The following is a 21,453-nucleotide window of genomic DNA, read 5'->3' on the forward strand; positions in this document are numbered from 1 at the left end:
TCCATTCGTGTTATACAAGTCTTTTACGCAGGCGGGAAACCGGAATGCCCATGGCTTCACGGTACTTCGCGATCGTACGGCGCGCGATATTGAAACCTTTGTCCTGCAGAATTTTCGTCAACGCCTGATCGCTGAGTGGTTTACGCGGATTTTCCTCGTCGATGATGCCCTTGAGTATCGCTTTGACTTCCTTGTTTGCGACTTCCTCGCCCGAATCGGTCGCGATCCCCTCGCTGAAATAGTAGCGCAGCTCATACACGCCCCACTCCGTCTGCGCATACTTGCCATTTACCACGCGGGAAATGGTGGAAATGTCCATCCCGATTTCATCGGCGATGTCTTTGTAAATCAGGGGTCGCAGGTGGCCTGTGCCGTGTTCGAACCAGTCCTTCTGCTTCTCTATTATAGTACTCATCACAGCCATCATGGTCTGTCGGCGCTGATGGATGGACTGAATGAACCATTTCGCGGCTTCCATCTTCTGACGCAAGAACTGCTTCGTATCGCTTGACAGCGCCTTTCGCTGATGCATCAGCATGTTTTTATACGCTTTGTTCACCCGCAGGGGCGGAACACCACGCTCGTTGAGTGTTATGACGAACTCTCCTTCATCCTTTGTAACAAAGAAATCGGGAATGATATAGTTCACGGAGTCGAGGCTTTCCCCTTCGCCGGGTTTTGGATTGAGCGCCTTGATGATATCGAAGGCCTTTTTCAGCATGTCTTCGCTGATATGCAATTCCTGGCGAATGCGATCGAAGTGTTTCTTCTCGAAATGCTCCCAGGTTTCACGCAGAATGCGCATTGCCACGATGCGGGCGGTGGACGTATTCGGCTGCAGATCCAGCTGAACGAGAAGACATTCACGCAGATTTCGTGATCCGATGCCCGGAGGATCGAGACGCTGGATGCGGTGCAATACCTCCTCGGCCCGTCCCATCGTGAAAGCCAACCCATTCTGGAGATTGACATCCTCGACAATATCCCCGAAGTCTGCGTGGAGATATCCGTCGTCATCGATGTTCCAGATAATGGCTTCCGCCAGCTTGAACTCCGCTTGATCGAGGTTGAGAAGGACGATCTGATCGATCAGATCCTCGCGCAGCGTCACACGGGCCGGCGTGGGAATCTCCCTGTCATCCTCCCCGTCATAATACTGGTTGACGCTCGCCGATCCCTCATTATTCTCGAAAAACTCTTCCCAGGAGTACTCTTCGTCGCTGTTCTCGCGGATTTCCTTTTCGAGATATTCGTCATCCGCCGCGCTCTCCTCCTTCTGACCGTCCTCACCGGGCACATCATCGTCCGTGCGCTGCTCGAGTTCCTGGCTTTCCTCCTGGTCCTCGAGCTGCTCGAGTCCCTCCTCCAGTAACGGATTCATCTCGAGTTCATCCTTAATCTTCTGCTCGAGCTGAAGCACCGGAAGTTGAAGTATTTTAAGGTATTGCACCTGCGCAGGTGAGAGTTTTTGTTGCAGGCGTTGAGTCTGAGTCAGATGCAGCATCAGTCTGTCTCACCTCCGGCAGATCCCTCCGCGCCGCTTCTGCTTGCTTCCGCGCCGCTTCTGCTTGCTTCCGCGCCGCTTCTGCTTGCTTCCGCGCCATTCGCGTTTCCATGGACCTCTTCCGCATGGCGGCGTAGTCCCTCGTAAAACGGCGCACCGAATCCGCGTTCGAGTGGCTCCTTGAGAAACTCGATCAGCGAAACACCCTGCTCCTCCCCATGTTCAAAGGCGGGGGCACATTCTGAAAACGTTTCAAAACGCAGCTGATCCCGCTTTTTGCCCCGTACGCGAATCGGGAACAGGTGGCATGACAGCGGTTTTGGCCAGTGAAAGGCCTTCTCAAAGTAGGCCTGCTGTATCGCGCATTTCGCCACGGTGCCGTCGTAGCGCACAAAAACGCAGGCCCTGTCATCCACACAGCGCAGCGTGATGTCCTCGCCGTCGTGGTCGAAGAGTCCATGCGCCTCAACTTCCTGGCGGTGCGCACGCGGAACGTCCTTTTTGACCGTTTCCCAGGCCTCGCGCAGCACATCCTGCTCGTCAGGGAGCACGGGAGCCCCGCTTCCACCGGGAAAGGTGCAGCAGGCGCCCTTGCAGGCGGCAAGGTCGCAGGCGAAGCGGGTCGATATGATCTTTCGGTCTATGCGCATGATGCTGGCAGAACGCTCAAAACACTGGCACGGTTTTTATTCCGCATTTCAAAACTTATTGAAAAGAACTGCGCAGTGCAACTTGATTTTTACCGGATTTCTCCCTTGCGCCGTGCCGGATCGGGGTGTAATATGGGGCTTCAGGGAATAAACTCTTCAAATGTTCATGAAATCAGACTCATTCGACCATTTTCGCGTATCATTGCTGCCCGGTGTGGGACCGCGACGGGGACGCAGCCTGCTCCGGTATTTTTCAACATTCACTTACCTGCTGTCGGCCACTGAGGAAGATCTCTGCCAGGTTGAGGGCTTCAGCAGGCAGATGTCACGGAATATCCGTGCAGCCCTGCAGGCGGAGAAAAGGCATGGAGACATCGCCCGCCTGACCGAGAACAATGCAGTGAAAGCGGAGCGCAAACAGATTCGCTACCTCTCCTGCGAAGATCCCGGCTATCCGCAGCGACTGCTTTCCATATACGACCCACCCCTGTATCTGTTCATGAAGGGGAGGATTCAGGAGGAGGATGACCCGGCGGTGGCTGTGGTTGGCACACGAAATCCATCAGATTACGGGCGGCGCTGCACCGAGGAGTACTGCCGCGCATTCGCCGCGGTGGGGATTACAATCGTCAGCGGACTGGCGATGGGAATAGACACCGTGGCGCATCGGTGCGCCCTGCGATTCGGGACGCGCACGATCGCGGTGCTAGGCAGCGGACTTCTCCGCATTTATCCTGGCACGAATCACGAACTGGCAGAGGCAGCAGCCGAACACGGGGCCTTGCTGTCCGAACTGCCGCTTGAAGCCAAGCCGGACGCGCAGAATTTCCCGAGACGGAACCGCATCATCAGCGGACTCGCGCAATCGCTTGTCGTCATGGAAAGTGCCGTCAGCGGCGGCGCAATGATCAGTGCAAGTATTGCGCTCGATCAGAACCGCGATGTGTTTGCGGTTCCCGGTCCTGTACACAATGCGATGAGTGCCGGACCGCACAAGTTGATCAGGAAAAGCATGGCACAGTTGGCCGCGAGTCCGGAGGATATTCTTGCCGAGCTTCACCCCCTGGCAGCGTCCGCACCTGCGCCGCCCCCTCTGCAGCTTTCGCTGCTTGAGCAGCAGATTGTTGACGCGATCGGACAGGAAACAGTGCATGTCGATGAGTTGTCGGCCCGCACCGGCATGCCTCTTCCCTCCCTGCTCTCTGAACTCCTGCAAATGGAATTCCGTGGCGCCGTGCGTCAGCTGCCCGGGAAATACTTCATCTGCGAAACGTCACAGCGAAATTAACCGTATATTTGACGCTTAACCAACGAAATGCCTGGATATCGCTCATGTCTCCCAAAACACTGTTTTCCGTTCTCGGTGCCTCCGTCATTCTCCTGCTGCTTCTGATCTGGCTCTGGCCGAACGCCGCTCGCGATGTTCCTTCATACACCGCGAAGCAGGGTGATTTTGAAATCTACGTCATCGAAAGCGGCGCGATTCGTGCGAAAAACTCCGTTACCATCACTGCTCCGCGCATCCTTTCCGGCGGAACGCTGCAGGTGGTGGAGCTGGCTCCGGAAGGAAGCACGGCCAAGGAAGGAGACCTGCTCGCACGATTCGATCCAAGTTCAGCCCTCAAGCGTATGCAGGACAAACAGACGGAGCTGAAAACTGCACTGGCGGACCTTGCAAAACTCAAAGCGCAGCAATCGGCTGATGAATCTCAGGCGCAGACGGAATTCGAAACCGCCAAGCTGAATTTCCAGCTTGCAAAACTGGCGAAAGAAAAAATGCAATTCGAACCCGAGGCCAGGAAGCGTGAAGCGGAAATCGAGTTCGAGCGCGCACGCCTGACCTTCGAACAGGCCAAGCTGAACCTTGAGAACAAGAGCATTGTCAGGAAATCAGAACTCGGGAATCTGCAGCTGCGCATTGAGCAGATTCGCAGCGATATCGCAGTCTCACAGAAGGAAATGGAACAGCTCACGTTGCGTGCACCGATCAGTGGACTCGTGGTGTACGAAAACAACTGGTCAACGGGACGAAAAATTGCCAAGGGGGATCAACCCTGGCCGGGTATGCCTATCATCAGTCTGCCCGACCTCTCCGCCATGCAGGTCGAGGTCTCCATTAACGAAATGGACATCTCCAAGGTCGAGAAGGGGCAGAAAGTGCATATCATTCCCGATGCCTTTCCCGACAAATCATTTACAGGCACCATCAGCAGCGTTTCGCAGATCGGACGCCAGAAAGGACAGGGATCCAACATCAAGGTTTTCGACATCATCGTGGATCTCGATGAAACGGATGACGTACTCAAACCCGGTATTACCACCACCAATAAAATCATCGTCGACAAGGTTGAGAATGTGGTTTCCATTCCCATCATCAGCGTTTTCGAGGAAGACGGGAAAACCATGGCATACGTCGGTGACGGCAGCTCCTTCGAAAAACGCGAAGTGGAACTGGGGTCGCGCAATGACAATTTCGTCGTTGTGAAAAATGGCGTCGAGGAAGGTGAGCAGGTGGCATTGAGGAATCCCGAGAAAGATGCGAACGCAGAAGAGGCTGCCGCGCAGGGTGGCATGTCGGACGGGACTAACGGGTTGTCACAGTGAAACACCTGATCACGAAATACCGGGAAGCGTTCTCCATTGCCACACAGAGTCTTACCCTGCACAAAACCAGAAGCTTCCTCACCATGCTGGGCATTGTGTTCGGTGTCGGCGCGGTCATCGCCATGCTCTCCATCGGCGAAGGTGCAAAGCAGGAATCCCTCGAACAGATCGAAGTGCTCGGAGTACGCAACGTCATCATACGTTCGATTCCTGTAGACGAGGAAGGAGATGACGAGGGTCCCTCCTCCGTTCGTCCCCTCGGCATTTCACGCAAGGACGCAGGTGCGATCCGCCTGGTCTGCGACTTCGCGGAGCGTATAGCCGTGAACTGGGAAGCCGACATCGAGGCAAGAACCTATGAGGGAAGCAGCAAGGTGGTACTCGTCGGTACGACGCCATCCTACGCCGCGATATTCAACATCCGCCTGGCGGAAGGTGGTTTCCTCCAGCAGGATCATCTTGACCGCACGGTGAACGTCTGTGTCATCGGCAGCGAGATCAGGCAGAAGCTCTTCGGCTTCCGTGATCCCGTGGGCGAGCTGGTCAAGCTCGATGATCAATGGTTTCGCGTCATCGGCGTGATGGAAGAAAAGAAGGCCGCTGTGACGGGCAGCATCGCGCTGCCACCAATGAACAGCAGCATTCTCATCCCCCTGACCACGGCCATGTCGAAATTTCCCCGTGTAGAGCAGGGGTCTTCGCGGTCACGTCGTGGACGCAGATGGCGCAGCAGCGAAGGAAGCTATATCGATCGCAGTACGATCGATCAGATCGCTGTGCAGGTGCGCAGGGACACTGACATCGCCGTAGCCTCAAATGTGCTTCGCAGACTGCTGCAGCAGAGACATAACGGACAGGTGGATTTCTCAATAACCATTCCAGAGCAGCTCATCGAGCAGAGTCAGAAAACACAGGGCATTTTCAATATTGTCATGGGAGCCATCGCCGGGATTTCACTGCTTGTCGGCGGCATCGGCATCATGAACATCATGTTGGCCAGTGTACTCGAGCGCACACGTGAAATCGGCGTTCGTCGCGCCATTGGCGCAACACGCGGTATGATCGTCACACAATTCCTGGCCGAAGCCACCATGCTTTCCGTACTGGGTGGCATCGCCGGCATTCTTCTCGGATGGGGACTGACGGGAATGATCACTGCATACGCCGAATGGCGTACCATCATCAGTCTCTGGTCCATTCTTCTCGCTTTCACCGTCGCTGCTGCCACGGGTATCGTCTTCGGATACTATCCCGCCAAGCGTGCCGCGGACAAGGACGTCATTGAATCGCTACGCTATGAATAACACAACACCCCGCACCTTCGCAGCGCTTCGACGCTGTCTGTTTGCAGTACTTCTGTTTGTCCTGCCCTTCCCTGCCACTGCGCAGGTCCACGACATGGACCTCGAAACAGCGCTGTCATTTGCCTTCGAAAAAAGTTATACGGCACGAAACTACCGTCAGCAGCTGCGTGCTTCCGAAGCCGCCGCCGAAGCGGCACGACTCGCACTCTACAGTACTGTCGACCTGGAATTCGATGTGCCGCAATACAGTCAGACCCTGCTCTCACAGTTCAACACCTCGACACGGAGATACGAGTACTATCCATTCGAACAGCTGCAATGGAGTGGCAGACTCGACATCAACCAGCCGGTGATATGGACAAACTCCACACTGACGCTGTCGGGACTGGTGTACCGTCAGGATCAGCAGGACCGTTCTCCCGGCGGAGGATTCAATCGCGACTACTACACTGACCTCGCCGTGCAGCTCCGACAGCCGATTTTCGTGCCGAACACGCAGCGCATTTCACTTCGCAATGCGGAAATCGACTACGAAGAAGCCATGGCAGATTTCGTGCGCAACACCCTGGAGCTGCGCTATACCGTGACACAGGAGTTCTACACACTCTATGCCGCACAGCAGCGTATGAAGATTCAGGAAGACCGCGTGCGCCAGGCGGAGGAATCCCATACCACCGCACAGCGGAAGTTCCGTGCCGGACTCATTGCGGAAGTCGAAGCGCTCCAGTTCGAAGTCGACCTGGCCGCAGCGCGCAACGATCTCTACGCCGCCGAGAACACGTTGATTTCCCAGGCGAATCAGTTCAAGCTGCTCGTCGGTGTACCTGTTCGTGATTCCGTACACTGCCTGCTTCGAGACACCACCGTTGTTGATGTGCACATCGATGAACCAGAGGCTGTCGCGCGTGCGAAGCGCACACGGGTAGACCTCCAGCGCGCGGTCAATAACATTGAGCGCAGTGAACTCTCGATGGATCAGATTGATGCGCAGCGAAGCATCCGGGGAGATCTGTTTCTCAGTTACGGACTGAACAACAACGCACCGACGTACCGTGGATTATACAACGACCTCCGCGATACCCGGCGGGCGGTGTTCACACTGAGTATCCCGGTATTCGACTGGGGCAAGCACGCGCGCGACATGGAAGCCGCGGAAGCCCGTCTTCGCAGCGCCGAGCTTACGGCAGAGAACCTCGAACTGCGCATCGAGCAGGAGATCATCGACCTGGTCCGCAGCATTGGCTCTTCCGCACGTCGCGCCCAGGTACTACAGAAATCCCGTCTCATTGCCGAGATCGCAAACGACATCAGCACCAAACGCTACGAAGTCGGAACCATAGGCTCGACCGAACTGGCGCAGGCACGCAGCAGACTGCTGCAGGCACGGCTGACGGCGCTCGAGGCCGTCATCGACTATTACCTTTCGCTCGCAGACCTCAGTCGCCGAACAGCTTTCGATTACCGTTTCGGAAAGGAGATCGGCATCCCTGAAATACCGCAGCGCTGATCATTTCCCCCTTTCGACACCCCAGAGACATCCTTGCTTTTCGCGGGGTCGCGGACTAACTTTTTACGACTGGTTTTACCGTTTTCTCACCCTAGCGACTGACTGACTCCATGAAGGATTTTGGAGCCCATCTCAAACATGCGCGTGAAGACGCGGGACTGACGCTGCAGGACATACACGAAAGCACGCGCATCAGTATCAAGAATCTCCGCCTCATCGAATCCGGGGACTTCCCTTCCATTCCGCAGACGTATGTTCGCGCGTTTGTCCGCGAGTACGCGCTCGCGGTCGGGCTCGATGCGGACGACACGCTCGCGTATTACAACGAGGCAGCGGAAGCTGAAAAGGGTATCCCGCGTCCCCCGGAAAACATTGACAGTTCCAATCTCCGCATCGAGGTGGATGACACCATCGAATACATCGAACCTCTTGATCGTCCCCCATCCCATGTCGAGGTCGAAGGAAAAGCCGAGGTCGAAGAGGACGACTACGTTCCACCCGTACGCAAATCCCGCTACGTCGATGAAAACGCCGGGGAAGCCATCGATATCCGGACTTCGGGAGAACGCGCAGAAGCGCTCTCACCGCCCGCGCGGAAAGAAAATCGAAAGCAGGACGACACGCCCTCGTCTCCCGAATCCAGGGAAGATTCCGAGGACGTCTTCAGTGAAGGTCCTCACCGCAAGGAGCACGCCCCTTCCTCCACGCCTCCGGCAGACAGGGAGAAAGAACGCAGCAGCGATGCGCCTGCTGAATCTACCAGGGAAGAATCCGCAGATCGCAAAACGGCGGAGCAGAAACCTGCCGCACAGGAACCCGTCGAACAAAAACCCGCAGAGCAGAAAAAAACTGGGACAACGCCAGTGGAAGAAAAAACCTCTGCGGAGGAGACTCCTGCGCAAAAAACTGCTGCAGAAGCACCGACTGCGAAGCACAATCGGCCGGAGCGTTCAGAGAAGTCGAAACGAAAACCCACCCCTGTCGCATCCGGTGCATCAGCTGCCTCCTCGAAAACAGCTGCTTCTGCAAAGCCTGCCACGTCCGGTGCAGATTCCGGCGAAAAAAAATCTTCCACCGGATCCCCCGCTCCTCCTCCTTCAGACGCGCAGAATGAAAAACGTATCATCGGCGTGGGTATGGTCATCATCGCCATGCTGGCTATCGCTGTGTACGGCATCTTTTATTTCAGTGCCGATGATGAAACGGAAACGGCCCTGGCGGATTCCACCGCTATAAAGGCCAGCATTGAGGCGGGACGCTTCATCGATTCGTCACAGTACGCGTTGACGGAACTCGACATGAATGCGGAAGATACAGTGAGTACCGAACCGCTTGAGCCCCCCGAGCCGGTCGAGAGCAAGCCGCGCGTCTTCGAGAAAGCTGACAGCCTGGTTCTCGAAGCATTCACCAGCGCGCCGGTATGGTTCTCCGTCAAAATGGACACCCTGCGCACCGAGCGCGGGTCACTGTCATCCAAGGAGCACCGCGTATGGAAAGCGCGCGATTATTTCGTGATCACGCTTGGTGACGCGGGTGCGGTGACGTTCTTCCTGAACGGGAAAGAGATTGGGACTCTCGGGGAAGAAGGCGCCGTCGTTAAAAATGTTACGCTCTCGCGCAGACAGCTTGAAGGGAAATGAAACTGAAATGAGCACACCTGCCGACATACGTAAGCGCCATGCCCGGCTGAGTGATGCGATCCGCCAACACGACTACCGCTATTATGTGCTCGCTGATCCTGACATCAGCGACCAGGAGTACGACGTCATGTTCCGTGAGCTGCAGGACATCGAAGCGGCACACCCGGATCTGCGCACCCCTCACTCCCCCACACAGCGCGTCGGTGGCACCGTCACAAAAGAATTTCCGACGGTCACTCATGATGTGCCCATGCTCAGTCTCGCCAATACCTATGATGAGGAAGAGGTACGGGAATTTCACCACCGTGTGACGCAGCTGCTCGGCGTTGATGCGCTGCAGTATCACGTGGAACTCAAGCTCGACGGCGTCGCACTCGCCGTCCGTTATGAAGACGGTGCATTCGCGCGCGCCGCCACGAGAGGGGACGGCACGCAGGGTGACGACATCAGCGCGAATGCGAAAACGATTCGTTCCCTTCCCCTGCGGTTGCGCAGCGACGTTGACACTCCCACGCAGTTGGAAGTTCGCGGCGAGGTGGTCATGCACAAAGATGATTTCGAAGCGCTCAACCGGCATCGCGAGGAGAGCGGAGACAAACTGTTTGCGAACCCGAGAAACTCGACCGCCGGCACACTCAAACTGCAGGATTCAAGCGTCGTCGCCAGCCGCAATCTGCGCGCATACATGTACAGCTTGATCGGTGACATTCCGCAGGTGCGTACGCAGGGCGAGGCGATGGAGTACATGCGCCGCTGCGGCTTTTCCGTAAATCCGCATACGAAGCTGTGCGATTCGGTGGATGATATACTCGAATTCTGGCGTCACTGGCAGGAGCATCGCGACGAGCTGCCCTATGAAATCGACGGTGTCGTAGTCAAGGTCAATGCACTTCGTCAGCAGGAAGAGCTGGGAAGCGTGGCGAGGAGTCCCCGCTGGGCGATCGCATTCAAATTCGCCGCGCGCCAGGCAGAGACCGTGCTGGAAGCGATCGAAGTGCAGGTGGGTCGCATGGGAACGATCACACCGGTCGCGCATCTGACGCCGGTTCCACTCTCCGGATCCACGATCAGCAGAGCGACGCTGCACAATGAGGATTTCATACGCGATCTGGATCTGCATATTGGCGACACAGTCGTCATAGAAAAAGGCGGAGACGTCATTCCCAAAGTCACCGATGTGCGCCGCGACCAGCGTCCCGTTGACGCTCAGCCCTACGCGTTCCCGAAACACTGCCCCGTCTGCGCGAGCGAACTGCAGCGTCCCGAAGGTGAAGCCGCCTGGTTCTGCGAAAACCTCCTGTGTCCCGCGCAGATCCGCGGACGCATCGAACATTTCGCTTCCCGCGGTGCGATGGACATTGAAGGACTCGGTGAATCCGTCGTGGATGTACTCGTGGACAGCGGTTTGATTACCACGTATGCGGACCTCTACCGGCTTCACGAACAGCGGGAGGCGCTCGAACAGCTCGAGCGCTTCGGTCAGAAAAGCGTCGACAACCTGCTCACGGGTATTGAAGAAAGTAAACAGAAACCGCTGGAACGCGTTATCCACGCACTGGGCATCCGCTTTGTCGGACAGTCCGTCGCCCGCCTGCTGGCGCAGCATTTCCGCTCTCTCGATGCGCTGGAGCGTGCAGACACGGAAGAGCTCGTTGCGGTGGACGGGATTGGTCCGCGCATCGCCGATACCGTGCAGCATTTTTTCCGTGAGGAAGCCACACGCAGCCTTGTGCGTCAGCTGATCGATGCGGGCGTGACACATGAGATGGCGGATGATGCGCGTGAAGAACACCCATTCTTCTCAGGTAAGACATTCGTGCTGACCGGAACGCTCACGAGCATGACGCGCGACGACGCCCGTGGTCTCATCGAACGCTACGGAGGCAAGGTCACCGGCAGCGTCAGCAAGAAAACCGACGCCGTGCTTGCGGGCGCATCCGCCGGTTCCAAACTTGAGAAAGCCGAAAAACTCGGTATCGCCATAATTGACGAGGACCGCTTCCTCGCAGAACTCCCAGAATCATAATTCGCAGGAATTCCCATGACATTTACCGTTGACAAGGAAAACGGCCTGGCCATTTTCCACCTGCACGAAGAGCGACTCGACTCAAATAACGCGGCCGAGGCGAAGAGCGAGTTTCTCATTCTTACCCAATCGAGCATCGACGTCCTCATCCTCGATCTCTCGGAAGTCACCTTCTGCGACAGCAGCGGACTCAGTGCCATTCTGCTTGCCGACCGGCAGCTGCGTGAGCGTGAGGCAGGACTGATTGTCGTCGACATGCACGGCAAAGTCCGGTCGCTCTTCGAGATCACCAAGCTCACTGACGTCATTCCGCTGGTAGGATCCATTGATGAGGCACGCGCCCTCATCGTCGAAGATTGATCAGATAACACAGGCAGCGCATGACCTTTGGTATCGTTGACGGGATCATCGTTCTCCTCTATCTCACGGGCATCGCCCTCTTCGGCGTACTCATGGGCGGGAAACAGACATCCGTTCGCGACTATTTCATCAGTGACCGTGCCATGCCATGGTGGGCTGTCTGCGGTACCATCGTTGCGACCGAGACCAGTGCGCTCACCTTTCTTTCCCTTCCCGGCTTGGCCTATGGCGGATCCATGCTTTTTCTGCAACTCGCCATCGGCTATATCCTCGGCCGCATCGCCGTAGCCGTATTTCTTATTCCCCGCTATTTCGAAGGTGAAATCGGGACCGCGTACACCGTACTCGAGCGGTATTTCTCTCCTGCACTTCGCCGTTCCGCTTCCGGAATTTTCATGGGCACGCGTCTTTTCGCAGACGGTGTGCGGCTGTACACCACAGCGATTCCCCTGGCATTGCTGATGGAGGGATTTCAGCTGTTTCCCGCAAGCAGCAGTTTCGAAGTCTATCTCGTGGCCATGGCGGCGCTCACCGTCCTCACCCTGCTCTACGTGTATTTCGGTGGAATTCGCGCCGTGATATGGACGGATGTTGTGCAGTGGTTCATTTACATTTTTGGCGCCGTGGTTTCACTTGTTCTGCTCTTCTCGCTTCTTCCGGACTCTCCACTGGAAACCCTGCGCGTGCTCGCGAATGAAGGCAAGCTGCAGATATTCAAGCTGTGGCCGGATGATGGACTGGCCGGTTTCCTCACCGAACCGTACACACTGCTCGGCGGCGTTCTCGGCGGTGCGGTACTTTCCATGGCATCACACGGCACCGATCAGCTCATCGTGCAGCGCGTGCTTACCGCCGGCGCCGTGCGTCCCGCACGCCGTGCGATGGTACTCAGCGGCTTTGTCATCTTCGTGCAGTTCGCACTCTTCCTTCTCGTCGGCGCGCTGCTTTCCCGCTATCTCCCTGCCGGCGACTTCACCGCGAACGAAGTGTTCGCCGTGTTCATCCTGCGGGAACTGCCTGCCGGGGTGACGGGACTCATCGTTGCCGGTATCCTCGCGGCGGCGATGTCCACACTCAGCAGTTCCATCAGCGCGCTCAGCTCCGCCACGATGCTCGATTTCATCCTTCCGCGCCGGATGGATCACGTCGATGACGCACGCGCACTCCGGTGGTCACGCAGACTCGCGTTCTTCTGGGCCATCGTGCTTTATTTCACCGCTATGCTCTTCATTCGCACCCCGGATGTCGTCGTCGAGCTGGCGCTGAGTATCGCGTCCTACACCTACGGTGGCTTGCTCGGACTGTTCATCCTCACGCTGCTGCCTGGCAGGGTTCCATCCCGAACCGCAGGCATCGCGTTTTTCGCCGGCATCGCAGGCAATGCACTGATCATCCTGCTGACACCGCTGGCATGGACCTGGTATACGCTCACCGGATCCCTCATCACCATACTGATCGCACAATTGCACGGCCGTGCCGGTCATGCAAGCACCGAAAATGCAGCAGGTGAGGAACAGCCTTGAGTACCATAGACTGGATCATTCTCCTCGCGTATTTCCTTCTCAGTCTCGGGATCGGGGTCGTCTTCTCACGGAGGGCTGGACGTAGTACGGCCGACTTTTTTCTCGGTGGACGCAGTCTGCCCTGGTGGCTGGCAGGGCTTTCCATGGTCGCAACGACATTCGGTGCGGACACCCCTCTGGCTGTCACCGAACTCGTCGCATCGAATGGGATTGCCGGGAACTGGTTATGGTGGAACATGGCTATCGGCGGCATGGTCACGGTGTTTTTCTATGCCCATCTCTGGCGGCGCGCCGGCGTGATGACGGACCTCGAGCTGATTGAAATACGGTATGACGGACGCGCGGCCGGTTTTCTCCGCGGATTTCGCGCGGTCTATCTCGGCCTGTTCATGAACGCAATTATCATGGGATGGGTAAATGTGGCAATGGCCACCATCCTCGAGGGCATGTTTGGCATTCCTGCATCCGAGGTGTTCTGGTATATCGCGGCTGCCATGCTGTTTTCCGCGCTGTACTCGACACTGTCCGGACTCTGGGGCGTTGCCGTCACCGACGCCGTGCAATTCGTCATTGCCATGGTCGGCTGCATCATCCTCGCCATCCTGGTGATCGACTCTCCTGAGATCGGCGGACTCTCTGCACTGCATGCCGCACTTCCTGAAGGCACATTCAACCTTCTGCCTGTTATCGGCAGCGCGCGTGATGGAGCTGTCGGCGTGTTTGCACTGTCCGGCGGCGCATTTCTCGCGTATGTCGGCGTGCAGTGGTGGGCATCCTGGTATCCCGGTGCGGAACCCGGCGGAGGTGGGTATGTGGCACAGCGCATGCTCAGCACAAAGAACGAAAAGCACTCGGTGTTCGCGGTCTTGTTTTTCCAGATCGCCTTTTTCTGCCTGCGTCCCTGGCCCTGGATTCTCGTTGCACTTGGCGCCCTGCTGCTGTATCCCGATCTCGGTGCGGCTGATGCAAAGCTCGGGTACATCTATGCCATGAACGATTTCCTGCCATCAGGACTCAAGGGCGTGCTGGTGGCCGCCTTTTTTGCCGCGTACATGTCGACCATCTCGACGCATCTCAACTGGGGCAGTTCCTATCTCGTGCACGATTTCTGGCGACGTTTCGTTTCACCGAACCGTGACGAAAAACATTATGTGCTGATTTCGCGCATCACGACGGTGCTTCTGATGCTTCTCTCGCTCGTGCTCACGCTGTTCATCGACAGTATTGCAGGTGCCTGGCAGTTCATCCTCGAATGTGGTGCCGGACTCGGGCTGGTCCTGCTCCTCCGATGGTACTGGTGGCGTGTCAACGCGTGGAGTGAAATCACCGCCACCATCGCTCCCGGCATCGCGTACGCATCCATCGCACTGTACAACGCCGGCAGCGCTGATCCCGTGATCGTATTTCCCGAAAGCATGTTCCTCATCGTCGGATTCACGACAGCGAGCTGGCTGCTGGTGACATTTTTAACCGCACCGACGAAGATGGAAACGCTCACGGCATTTTACCACCGCGTCAGGCCATCCGGGTTCTGGCGTCCCCTGGCGGAGACGCATCCAGACGTGAAGCCGGATGGCGGGATCCTTTCACGCCTGTTCGGTTGGCTTCTTGGGGTTATACTCATCTATTCCGTACTTTTCCTTGTCGCCGCAATGCTCTTCGGATCGACATCTGAAATGCTGCTCTGGTTCGCCTGCGCCGGAGCCGCCCTGCTTCTTCTCTGGTACATACTGGCGCGCCTGATGCGCGATACCGCCCATGATTCGCCTGTTTGAAAAGCCCGTCCACCGCCGCCGCCGTCTGCCCCGCGTTCGCTGCGTGTTCTGTGATCTCGACGGCACGCTGCTCAGTCCGGGGAATGAAATCCTCGACGAGGTGCGAGACGCCGTCGCGTCGTTGAAGCAGAGCGGGGTTTCCGTGGTGCTCGCATCAGGTCGAACCCATGGTTTTACTCTTGGATACGGGAAGGAGCTCGAATTGCAGACTCCGGTCATTTCACTGAACGGAACACTGGTCAAGGACGCAGCCGGGACCTTGCTGCACAGCTCTCCCCTTCCTCCGAATATCGTCGAAGTTCTCGAGGAAACGCATCGCTCCATACTCGGCGGCGCGGTTTCCTTTTCGCTTTTCACCGACGAAGGCATTGTCAGTCTCGACGAACGTCCCATACTTCCCCGCTACCTGCGTGCCGGGGAAGACGAGAGTCTCCGTGTGGATTCCCTGCAGCCGTTTGCCAGTCGCGCGGTCACACTCTGTGCGGGCGGGTCCTATCAGGCGGTGCAGAAACTGTCCGTGCAGCTGGCGAAGAAATTCGGCAAGCGGCTCATGCGCGTGCTCTACCAGAGCGGATCGGGAACGGACAGGTATTATCTCGAAGTGCGTCTGCGGAACGTGAGCAAGGCAACCGGTGTGCGTGTCGTCCTTGAGCGGCTTGGAATACCGCGCAACGCTTCCGCAGCCATAGGTGACTATACAAACGATCTGGAAATGTGTAAATTCGTGGGTGTGTCGGCCGCCATGCGCAACGGCAGCAAGGAATTGCGTGCTGCCTGCGATATCATCACCACCCGGGGGAATGAAGAAGGAGGCGCCGCGGATTTCTTCCGGATGATCGGCCGTCGAACGTACGGATGACCAGGAATAATCATCATGACAGATACAGAGCATAAACAGGTTACAGACGTAAAGAGCATCGGGCATTTTCTGAAGACCAGCCTTACGATGAAAATCGTTCTTGCTGTCGCCCTGGTCTTTACAATCTCCATGCTGTTTCCGAGCGGACTCGAGCATCAGTACGAGTACAAGGAAGGCAACATCTGGATCCAGGATGACCTGATTGCCCCGTATTCGTTCAGCATCTATCGAGATCCGCTCGTCGTCGAGAAAGAGCAGCACGAAGCTGCCATGGGGACACCGTTGAGCTTTGACCGGTATCAGAATGTTGACCGGACAGTACTCGATACGCTGCAACGCATGTTCCGAATTCTCGAGCGCAGTGCGCAGCAAGCAACAGCTGAGCTGCCACGCAGTGGCCGTGCCCTCCGACGAAACGCCCTCGCCGACAGTATGGCGCGATCCGCTGCCGCTGACGCGGCAAATCCCGTCACACTCTCGGGACGCTACTGGCGATACTGGCTGCGGAGCTGGGATCAGCAGCAGGGCAAAGCGCTGCTGAGTGACTTGCGCAGTGTGCTCACCACTGCCGTGCGAAAGATATACGGGAAAGGCTTCGTCGACAGGGAGAAGGCGCGATTCGAGCAGAACATTCTGGCAATCCGTATCGACAGCACAACAGAAGCGCGACGGCCCGTTTCCGAGTTTCTCGATCAGTCTGAAATGCTGCAGTACCTGCAGTCCTCCCTCAGAGACGAATTCGGACAAGACACAATGGCAGTGGAATTCGGCATTGCCCTGGTCTATCCCCTGATGCAGCCGAACATCGTGTACAACGACGCACAGACGCAGTTCGCAATTCAGTCCGCCATCAACAACGTGCTCCGCACCAACGGCATCGTCAAGGAAAACGAGCGGATCGTCAGCAGGCATGAGCGCGTGACGCCGGAGATCAAAGCCAAACTGGATTCATACATGCGCGCCAAGGCTGCGAAATCAGACGGCGGAAACGTGATCCTGCAGTATATCGGTCGTGTCGGACATACGATCGCGATTCTGTTTCTTCCCGTGATCTACATCGCGCTGTTTCGCAAGCGCATCATGGCCGACAATTCGCGGCTTCTGCTGATAAGCACCATCATCCTCCTGATCGCATTCCTGTCGTACCTGACCTTTACCCTGCCGGTGTCGGGTCCGGTAGAATACCTGATCATCGTTCCAACCGCGGCGATGCTGATGACGGTCATCTTCGATTCACGCATCGCCTTTTACACGACAGTCTCGCTCAGTCTGCTTGTCGGAGCACTGCGCGGCAACGAATATTCCATCATCCTCGCTTCCATCGTCGCGGGATCGCTGGCAATTTTCACCGTGCGCGACATCAAGAACCGCACGCAGATTTTCCGCTCCCTCGCATTCATTTTCCTGGGCTACGCGTTCACGATCATCATCGGTGGTTTGCAGCGTTCCCTGCCCGCGATGGATATGGTTGAAGCGGGGGTGTATGCACTGGCGAACAGTGTGCTCTCCCCCGTCATCACCTTCGGCCTGCTGATTTTCTTTGAGAAGGTTTTCCGTATCACGACGGAGCTGACGCTGCTGGAGCTTTCGGATTTCAACCACCCGCTCCTCCGCGATCTTTCTTCCCGCGCTCCTGGCACCTTCCATCACAGTATCGTGATGGGAACGCTTGCGGAAGCCGCTGCGACCGCCATCGGCGCGAATGCAACGCTTGCCCGCGTCGGTGCGTACTACCATGACATCGGGAAAATGCTGGAGCCGGAATATTTCGTCGAAAACCAGATCGGCAATCAGAATCTGCACGACAAGCTCGAGCCGAAGGATAGTGCCCGGCATATCATCAACCATGTGATCAAGGGCATCGAGCTCGCGCGTGAACACAATCTCCCTGACAGGGTGATTGATTTCATTCCCGCACACCACGGCACCACGCTGGTCAGCTATTTCTACGAAAAAGAGAAGAATCTGACCGATGGCGATGTCAACCGTTCCGATTTCCAGTACGGCGGACCCAAACCATACTCGAAGGAAACTGGCATCGTCATGCTCGCCGATACGATTGAAGCAGCGACGCGTGCAATTGAAGAACCCACCATTGAAAAGATTCGCGAGCTGATTGATCGTATCGTGTCGAAGCGGTTGGCGGACGGGGAGCTTGAGAACTGCGATTTGACCTTCCGTGAAATCACCACGGTCAAGCAGAGCTTCCTCAATATCCTTACGGGCATTCACCACAGCCGTATCAAATATCCGAGCGAGGAGGATGCCGCCGCAGCGAAGAAAATGGCGGACAGAACCGCAAAACTCCTGAACCTGCCTTCAGCCACTGACGCCCTGCTGCAGCGCATAAAGAAGCTCGACTCGTTCTGATATGCAGCCCGCGATCAAAAATGCCCTGCAGGGTTTCAAGACGTACCTGACCATCGAACGGGGCTTTTCCGATCATTCCATCGCGGCGTATACGAAGGACGTCCACCGTTACTGCGCGTGGCTGGTCGATGAACGATCGTGTGCTGATCCGGCAGACGTCAGTCTTCAGGACATCACGGATTTTCTTTCGGAGCTCCGTGCCGCAGGACTCGCAGCAACGTCGATGGCCCGCGCAATTTCATCGATCCGGCACTTTCACCGCTTCCTTCTCATGGAAGGCATCGCCGATCACAATCCTTCGGAACATCTCGACACACCGACGTTGACACGACATCTGCCTCATGTGCTGACGGCCGATGAGGTTGCCGCGATACTGGAGCAGCCGGATACGCAGACGATACGTGGCCTCCGCGATCGCGCCATCCTTGAGACGTTGTATGCGACGGGGATGCGCGTAAGTGAACTCACATCGCTCACCACCGATCAGCTGTTCCTGAACGAAGGGTACATCCGTGTTTTCGGGAAAGGCCGGAAAGAACGCATCGTCCCCATCGGGTCGGAAGCGCAGTTGTGGCTGGATACCTATCTTCGTATGTCGCGTACCCGACTGCTGCGCAGCGGGAAGCCGACCGCAGCGGTATTTCTCAATAACCGTGGCACGGCGCTTTCTCGCATGAGTGTGCTGACGATTACGAAAAAGTACGCGGCACGCGCACAGATAACACGCGATGTGCATCCCCATACATTCCGGCACTCATTCGCCACGCATCTGCTCGAAGGCGGTGCGGATCTGCGCTCGGTGCAGGAAATGCTCGGGCATGCGGATATCAGCACCACGCAGATCTACACGCATGTCGATCGCGAATACCTCAAGGAAGTGCACAAAACCTTCCATCCCCGTTCATGACAGTTCAGGAATGACCATGTTCCTCAGTTTTGAAGGCATGGATTTCTCAGGGAAATCCACTCAGATCGTTTTACTGCGCCAGCGGCTCGATGCGGCGGACATGCCCAGCCTCCTCGTAAGGGAACCGGGTGGCACCCGGTTGTCAGAGCGCATACGCGACATGCTGCTGGACAGAACGCACGGGGAAATGGACGAAGTCACGGAATTCCTGCTCTTCTCTTCATCACGGTCACAGCTCGTACGGGAGGTCATTCTTCCGGCTCTCGAAGCGGGAACACATGTCATCGCAGACAGATTCTACGACTCCTCTACCGCCTATCAGGGTTATGGACGCGGATTGCCCTTGGATGACATCGTGCGTGTGCACCATCTTGCCACGCATGGACTGACACCTGATCTGACATTTTTCCTGGATATCGGAATAGAAGAAAGTTTCTCCCGCAGGCAGCATCGGTCAGGTGAGATTGACAGGATGGAATCCGCGAGTCGTGATTTCCATACGCGTGTACGTGAAGGATATCTTGCGCTCTGCGAGCAGCATCCCGGACGCATCAAGCGTATCGATGGTGAGCGTCCCGCCGAAATCATTGCCAACGACATCTGGTCCATCCTCCAGCACCATCTCTCGTCCGACAGTACGGAAGGACACAGCGCATGAATAGCTCACGGAAACCGCGCTCATCACGAGGCAGCATCTGGCGGAAACCGATGCCCCGCCGCCTGTTGATTTTTCTCCCCCTCGCCGCATTGCTCATCACAGCCGCGGTGGATGACACAACACAGCGTCTCGTGCGTGGCTTCGATCTTATCGGCAGCGTATACCGGCAGGTGCTGTCGGAATATGTCGATCAGGTATCCCCCGACGATCTGCTAACAGCCGGCGTGAACGGCATGCTCAAATCACTGGATCCGTACGCCGAGTTCATAGAAAAGCGTGAGAACAGTGAGGTGGATGCGCTCTCGCGCGGCAGTTATGGCGGACTCGGCATCAAAGTTCGCAACCAGGACGGCCACCAGTATATCAGCTACATCTATGACCAGGTGCGAGAACTTACCAACATGCGTGTCGGGGACGAAATCCTTCGCATTGACGGCGTCTCGCTTGCCGAGGAAGGTATCACCGATCTGCGTCCCCTGCTTCGTGGAACCCCGGGGAGTACTGTCGCACTTGTCGTACGTCGCCCCGGAATCAGCGACAGCCTCGACCTCGTCGTGCGGCGTCGTTCAGTCACACTCGATCCCCTGCCCTGCACAGCGCGGTTTGAGGACGACATTCTGTATTTGAAAATCAACCGTTTCACTCGCAGCAGCGCCGACAGTGTGCGCAATGTGCTGCGCCGCAGCTTTGCCGCGCATGACATCAAGGGCGTCATCATCGATGTGCGCAATAATCCCGGAGGACTGCTCGAAGCTGCGGTTGCACTCGTCGATCAGTTCGTACATCCAGGCAACCTCGTGGTTTCGATGCGCGGTCGTCAGGCCGGGTATGCACGGAATTATCCTTCGCGGGAAGAGGCGGTGGACGCGGACGTCCCGCTCGCGGTGCTCGTAAACGGACGCAGTGCCAGCGCTTCGGAAATCGTCGCAGGCGCCTTACAGGATCTGGATCGCGCCGTAATTATCGGGCAGCGTACGTTCGGGAAAGGACTCGTGCAGACCCTGGTTCCTCTCTCGCACGGTGCGACGCTGAAGCTCACGACATCGCGGTATTACATTCCTTCAGGCCGTTGCATTCAACGTCTCGCGTACGAAAATGGAAAGGGCGTCGCTGTCGTCCCCGATACCGTGGAAAAGCATTTTCGAACCCTGCGCCTTTCCCGTCCCATGCCTGAATCACTGGGCATTGTACCTGACGTCACGCTTCCTGCCGACAGCCTGCCACCCGTACTTCGTTCGCTGCAGAGGGAATACGCGGTGTTCCATTTCGTTGCACGCTACAACAACATATTCTCCCCGACAACGCCACCTGAAATATCGGATGAGATGCGTGAAGCCTTCCGTGCTTTCGCGGATTCCCTGGCACTGCTGGGGGAAGATCCACTGATCAGCGCCGAACGCAGTCTCGCGGAGGAAGCGCGCCGCTACGGCGTCGAAGATGCCGCCATGGAGCACCTCAGCGCCTTTCGCGAACATGTGTTGAATATGGAAGCGACCCGTCTTCTTGAAAACTGGCCTGCCGTGCGCAAGGAGCTGGAACTGGAGTTCACAGAGCAGCTCGGCGGTGAAAGCGCGCGCATACGTCGTGAACTTGACGATGATGACGCAGTGCGTACGGCAAGGCGTCTGCTCGCGGATCCCGAAGCGTTCGAGGCCGCCCTTCTCCATGCCGGCGATCATTGAGCGGCTATCGCCATCCCTTCTCCCTGAAAAACAGCAACCCGGTCCTTTTCGACCGGGTTGCCTTTTCAGATTCCCTCAGAAATA

Annotated in this window: 16 protein-coding genes; 14 read left to right on the top strand and 2 right to left on the bottom strand. The window is 56.9% G+C overall.

Annotated features, from left to right (window positions below; all coding sequences use genetic code 11):
- Positions 1–10: 10 nt before the first annotated feature.
- Positions 11–1,504, bottom strand: coding sequence for an RNA polymerase factor sigma-54 (rpoN, locus tag KQI65_06100; GenBank protein MCB2204304.1), 1,494 nt, complete (start codon positions 1,502–1,504; stop codon positions 11–13).
- The gene (locus tag KQI65_06105; protein MCB2204305.1) at positions 1,504–2,154 is read right to left on the bottom strand and encodes a DUF3109 family protein; all 651 of its coding nucleotides are present in this window, start codon (positions 2,152–2,154) and stop codon (positions 1,504–1,506) included. The genes rpoN and KQI65_06105 overlap by 1 nt, the downstream gene beginning before the upstream one ends.
- A 166-nt stretch (positions 2,155–2,320) precedes the next feature.
- Here KQI65_06105 and dprA point away from each other — a divergent pair, with 166 nt between their 5' ends.
- The 14 genes from dprA (at position 2,321) to KQI65_06175 (ending at position 21,369) form a co-directional block, all read left to right on the top strand.
- Positions 2,321–3,442: a DNA-processing protein DprA gene (gene dprA, locus KQI65_06110; protein MCB2204306.1), complete on the top strand. Its 1,122-nt coding sequence runs from the start codon at positions 2,321–2,323 to the stop codon at positions 3,440–3,442.
- Between the two features lie 44 nt (positions 3,443–3,486).
- Positions 3,487–4,758, top strand: a complete 1,272-nt coding sequence (locus KQI65_06115) for an efflux RND transporter periplasmic adaptor subunit (GenBank protein MCB2204307.1) — start codon at positions 3,487–3,489, stop codon at positions 4,756–4,758.
- Complete coding sequence (locus KQI65_06120; protein MCB2204308.1) at positions 4,755–6,062, top strand: ABC transporter permease; 1,308 nt, start codon at positions 4,755–4,757, stop codon at positions 6,060–6,062. Before KQI65_06115 ends, KQI65_06120 begins: the two co-directional genes overlap by 4 nt.
- A gap of 94 nt (positions 6,063–6,156) precedes the next feature.
- The gene (locus tag KQI65_06125) at positions 6,157–7,569 is read left to right on the top strand and encodes a TolC family protein (GenBank protein ID MCB2204309.1); all 1,413 of its coding nucleotides are present in this window, start codon (positions 6,157–6,159) and stop codon (positions 7,567–7,569) included.
- Between the two features lie 110 nt (positions 7,570–7,679).
- Positions 7,680–9,209: a DUF4115 domain-containing protein gene (locus tag KQI65_06130; protein ID MCB2204310.1), complete on the top strand. Its 1,530-nt coding sequence runs from the start codon at positions 7,680–7,682 to the stop codon at positions 9,207–9,209.
- Between the two features lie 7 nt (positions 9,210–9,216).
- The gene (ligA, locus tag KQI65_06135; protein MCB2204311.1) at positions 9,217–11,235 is read left to right on the top strand and encodes an NAD-dependent DNA ligase LigA; all 2,019 of its coding nucleotides are present in this window, start codon (positions 9,217–9,219) and stop codon (positions 11,233–11,235) included.
- 15 nt (positions 11,236–11,250) lie between these two features.
- Positions 11,251–11,595 (top strand): STAS domain-containing protein, encoded by a 345-nt coding sequence (locus tag KQI65_06140; GenBank protein ID MCB2204312.1) that lies wholly within the window; start codon positions 11,251–11,253, stop codon positions 11,593–11,595.
- Between the two features lie 20 nt (positions 11,596–11,615).
- Positions 11,616–13,118 (top strand): sodium:solute symporter, encoded by a 1,503-nt coding sequence (locus KQI65_06145; GenBank protein MCB2204313.1) that lies wholly within the window; start codon positions 11,616–11,618, stop codon positions 13,116–13,118.
- Positions 13,115–14,893: a Na+:solute symporter gene (locus KQI65_06150; protein MCB2204314.1), complete on the top strand. Its 1,779-nt coding sequence runs from the start codon at positions 13,115–13,117 to the stop codon at positions 14,891–14,893. Before KQI65_06145 ends, KQI65_06150 begins: the two co-directional genes overlap by 4 nt.
- Positions 14,877–15,752, top strand: a complete 876-nt coding sequence (locus KQI65_06155) for a Cof-type HAD-IIB family hydrolase (GenBank protein MCB2204315.1) — start codon at positions 14,877–14,879, stop codon at positions 15,750–15,752. The genes KQI65_06150 and KQI65_06155 overlap by 17 nt, the downstream gene beginning before the upstream one ends.
- A gap of 15 nt (positions 15,753–15,767) precedes the next feature.
- A complete protein-coding gene (locus KQI65_06160) occupies positions 15,768–18,122 on the top strand; it encodes an HDIG domain-containing protein (protein MCB2204316.1) in 2,355 nt (784 codons plus the stop codon).
- Position 18,123: 1 nt separating this feature from the next.
- Positions 18,124–19,029: a site-specific tyrosine recombinase XerD gene (gene xerD, locus KQI65_06165; protein ID MCB2204317.1), complete on the top strand. Its 906-nt coding sequence runs from the start codon at positions 18,124–18,126 to the stop codon at positions 19,027–19,029.
- A 10-nt stretch (positions 19,030–19,039) separates the two neighbouring features.
- The gene (gene tmk, locus KQI65_06170) at positions 19,040–19,687 is read left to right on the top strand and encodes a dTMP kinase (GenBank protein MCB2204318.1); all 648 of its coding nucleotides are present in this window, start codon (positions 19,040–19,042) and stop codon (positions 19,685–19,687) included.
- Entirely contained in the window at positions 19,684–21,369 is a 1,686-nt protein-coding gene (locus KQI65_06175; GenBank protein ID MCB2204319.1) for a S41 family peptidase, read from the top strand. The genes tmk and KQI65_06175 overlap by 4 nt, the downstream gene beginning before the upstream one ends.
- The last annotated feature ends 84 nt before the right edge of the window (positions 21,370–21,453 follow it).

The organism is bacterium, from assembly GCA_020444325.1.
Classification (GTDB): Bacteria; Bacteroidota; Ignavibacteria; order SZUA-365; family SZUA-365; genus BM516.

What these genes read in the sequence shown, in the direction of transcription:
- rpoN (MCB2204304.1), bottom strand. Translation starts at nt 1,504, where the DNA reads ATGCTGCATCTGACTCAGACTCAACGCCTGCAACAAAAACTCTCACCT.
- KQI65_06105 (MCB2204305.1), bottom strand. Translation starts at nt 2,154, where the DNA reads ATGCGCATAGACCGAAAGATCATATCGACCCGCTTCGCCTGCGACCTT.
- dprA (MCB2204306.1), top strand. Translation starts at nt 2,321, where the DNA reads ATGAAATCAGACTCATTCGACCATTTTCGCGTATCATTGCTGCCCGGT.
- KQI65_06115 (MCB2204307.1), top strand. Translation starts at nt 3,487, where the DNA reads ATGTCTCCCAAAACACTGTTTTCCGTTCTCGGTGCCTCCGTCATTCTC.
- KQI65_06125 (MCB2204309.1), top strand. Translation starts at nt 6,157, where the DNA reads ATGGACCTCGAAACAGCGCTGTCATTTGCCTTCGAAAAAAGTTATACG.
- KQI65_06130 (MCB2204310.1), top strand. Translation starts at nt 7,680, where the DNA reads ATGAAGGATTTTGGAGCCCATCTCAAACATGCGCGTGAAGACGCGGGA.
- ligA (MCB2204311.1), top strand. Translation starts at nt 9,217, where the DNA reads ATGAGCACACCTGCCGACATACGTAAGCGCCATGCCCGGCTGAGTGAT.
- KQI65_06140 (MCB2204312.1), top strand. Translation starts at nt 11,251, where the DNA reads ATGACATTTACCGTTGACAAGGAAAACGGCCTGGCCATTTTCCACCTG.
- KQI65_06145 (MCB2204313.1), top strand. Translation starts at nt 11,616, where the DNA reads ATGACCTTTGGTATCGTTGACGGGATCATCGTTCTCCTCTATCTCACG.
- KQI65_06155 (MCB2204315.1), top strand. Translation starts at nt 14,877, where the DNA reads ATGATTCGCCTGTTTGAAAAGCCCGTCCACCGCCGCCGCCGTCTGCCC.
- KQI65_06160 (MCB2204316.1), top strand. Translation starts at nt 15,768, where the DNA reads ATGACAGATACAGAGCATAAACAGGTTACAGACGTAAAGAGCATCGGG.
- xerD (MCB2204317.1), top strand. Translation starts at nt 18,124, where the DNA reads ATGCAGCCCGCGATCAAAAATGCCCTGCAGGGTTTCAAGACGTACCTG.
- tmk (MCB2204318.1), top strand. Translation starts at nt 19,040, where the DNA reads ATGACCATGTTCCTCAGTTTTGAAGGCATGGATTTCTCAGGGAAATCC.
- KQI65_06175 (MCB2204319.1), top strand. Translation starts at nt 19,684, where the DNA reads ATGAATAGCTCACGGAAACCGCGCTCATCACGAGGCAGCATCTGGCGG.